The organism is Methanocalculus sp. (assembly GCF_029762515.1).
Taxonomy (GTDB): domain Archaea; phylum Halobacteriota; class Methanomicrobia; order Methanomicrobiales; family Methanocorpusculaceae; genus Methanocalculus.
Genome location: NZ_JARVGN010000406.1, coordinates 1 through 1,978, shown reverse-complemented (window position 1 = coordinate 1,978; position 1,978 = coordinate 1). Strand labels below are relative to the sequence as shown.

Genomic DNA, 1,978 nt, shown 5'->3' with positions numbered 1-1,978 from the left:
ACGGGCTATCAGGGGTGGGATTGGCATCGAAGGTGTCTTCTCTCTTATCGGTGCAATCAGGAGAAAGAGCGATATCCCGATCTGCCTGATGACCTATGCAAACCCGGCAATTGTCAGGGGAGAGGCAAAATTCCTCTCTGATGCCGCGGCTGCGGGAGCAGACGGGATACTCATTGTGGATATGCCGCCTGAGGAAGGAGGTCTGCTCATCTCCCAGAAGAAGATCGATCCGATCTTCATCATCGCACCGAACACACCGCCGGAACGGAGAGCTATGATCGGAAAGATCGGGCGGGGTTTCCTCTATCTCGTCTCGGCACCCGGTGTCACCGGAACACGGCAGCATCTTCCGGATGATCTGGGGGATCGGGTCTTGGAGGTGAAGAAGAGTACCGTGCTGCCGGTTGCAGTCGGGTTTGGGATCGGATCGGCAGAAACCGCCCATGAAGCAGCAGCAGCCGGAGCAGATGCCGTGATTGCCGGATCGGTGATCTCAGGGGCGATCGAGAGGAACCCGGATGATCCCGCTCTCTTTGTGGGAGAAGCCGTGCGGGAGATCAGGTCCGGAATTGCCCGCCACCGATCCTCTCGATCCGCCGGGCAATGATGTTCGCAGCATCGATGACGGTATCGGGATGCGGTTTCAGAATAGCGACGGGGATATCGACGATCTTCTCGATGATGGAGGCGATGATCGGGGCACAGATGATCCCTGAGGCCCCATCCTTCTTTGCTTCGACCGCTGCCATCATGCACTCGTCTATCGAATTTGCGGCATATCCTTTCAGGATCACCTCTTTTCCTCCGATTGATACCCGTGCTCCCTCGATCTCGTCAAGGAGGAACTTTGCCGCAACAACGGCGATGAATGTCCCTTCATGCGGCTCAAGGGCGGCAACGATCCGCCGTACTGTTGAGAGCCGGGGATCCCGCTCCCCTGAAGCGATCTTATAGAGTGTTGCGGGGGGTATGCCGGTCTTCTCCGAGAGTTCCCGGATCGTCATATCCCTCCTCTTCAGCTCCTCGTCAAGCGCTTCTGCAAAATCGGTCTCAAAGATCCGGCGTGAGAACATAACAAGTAGGATCTCTTCTCCGGGAGATAATAAGGATGCATCCTGACAATTTATGTGGAGAACCATCTCATCATGACGAGGCCGTCTTCGCCATCCTTGTAATAGCTGTCATAGCAGAAGATCTCCTGGTATCCGAGCCTTTTGTAGAAGGTGATCGCACTGTGGTTTGAGATCCTCACCTCGAGCTGGATGGCTGCGGCTCCTTTCTGGCGGAGGTCATCCTCGATCCAGCGGAGCAGTTCCCGGCCAACCCCCTTGTGGCGGTACTCGTCTGCCACAGCGAGGGTGCAGAGATGCCCATAGATCACATCGCCGGTATCCTCGATGCCACCACCGCAGAAGCCGATGATCTTCCCGTGAGCAACTGCCACAAAGAATGAGGAGAGGTACAGCTCCATGGCTTCACGAATACCGCTCTCTCCCCAGGGATCAGTGAACGCCATCACTTCAAGGGGGACGATCGCGGGGATGTCGCCAGGGTTTGCCCTCCGGATCAAAAAAGTGATCCCATGTTCCGGATGAAAACCTGCAGTCACCATCTTTCAATAGAGTATAGCACCTACACCTACGTGGAGTTTTCCATGGTTTCCATCTATCCGTTCAGAGCCCTCCGTCCGGCAGCGGAGGAGTCTGCCGCTATTGCATCCGTTCCCTACGATGTTGTCAGCAGGGACGAGGCGGCGGCATGTATATCAGAAAATAACCTGAGTTTTCTCAGGGTGATCCGATCCGATGCAGAACTCCCGGATCTCAATCCCTATGATGATACGGTCTATGCCCGTGCCCGCGCGGTCTTTGATGAGATGCAGGCAGAGGGCCTCCTCAGGCAGGATTCTGCAGAGAGCTACTCGGTGTACCAGGTGGAGGATGAGGGCCGGGTTTTTACCGGCCTCGTTGCATGCATC

The 1,978-nt window shown here is 56.0% G+C and carries 4 protein-coding genes; 2 read left to right on the top strand and 2 right to left on the bottom strand.

The genetic code is table 11. From position 1 onward, the window contains the following. The coding region (gene trpA, locus QCH34_RS11540) for a tryptophan synthase subunit alpha (protein ID WP_300334327.1) at positions 1–607 on the top strand (607 nt) is incomplete at its 5' end. Here the strand turns inward: trpA and QCH34_RS11535 are convergent. Together QCH34_RS11535 and rimI are read right to left on the bottom strand one after the other, a co-directional pair. After that, on the bottom strand, positions 558–1,073 hold the full coding sequence (locus tag QCH34_RS11535; protein WP_300334324.1) for a helix-turn-helix domain-containing protein: 516 nt from the start codon (positions 1,071–1,073) through the stop codon (positions 558–560). The two genes, trpA and QCH34_RS11535, sit on opposite strands and share 50 nt — an antisense overlap. 50 nt (positions 1,074–1,123) lie before the next feature. After that, complete coding sequence (gene rimI, locus QCH34_RS11530) at positions 1,124–1,612, bottom strand: ribosomal protein S18-alanine N-acetyltransferase (RefSeq protein ID WP_300334321.1); 489 nt, start codon at positions 1,610–1,612, stop codon at positions 1,124–1,126. A 42-nt stretch (positions 1,613–1,654) separates the two neighbouring features. On the opposite strand from rimI, the gene QCH34_RS11525 reads away from it, so the two are divergent. Beyond that, positions 1,655–1,978, top strand: a 324-nt coding sequence (locus tag QCH34_RS11525) for a DUF1015 family protein (protein WP_300334318.1), incomplete at its 3' end; no start/stop codon positions are given.

Excerpts from the sequence above, each read along its gene's own strand:
- rimI (WP_300334321.1), bottom strand. The coding sequence starts at position 1,612 with ATGGTGACTGCAGGTTTTCATCCGGAACATGGGATCACTTTTTTGATC.
- QCH34_RS11535 (WP_300334324.1), bottom strand. The coding sequence starts at position 1,073 with ATGTTCTCACGCCGGATCTTTGAGACCGATTTTGCAGAAGCGCTTGAC.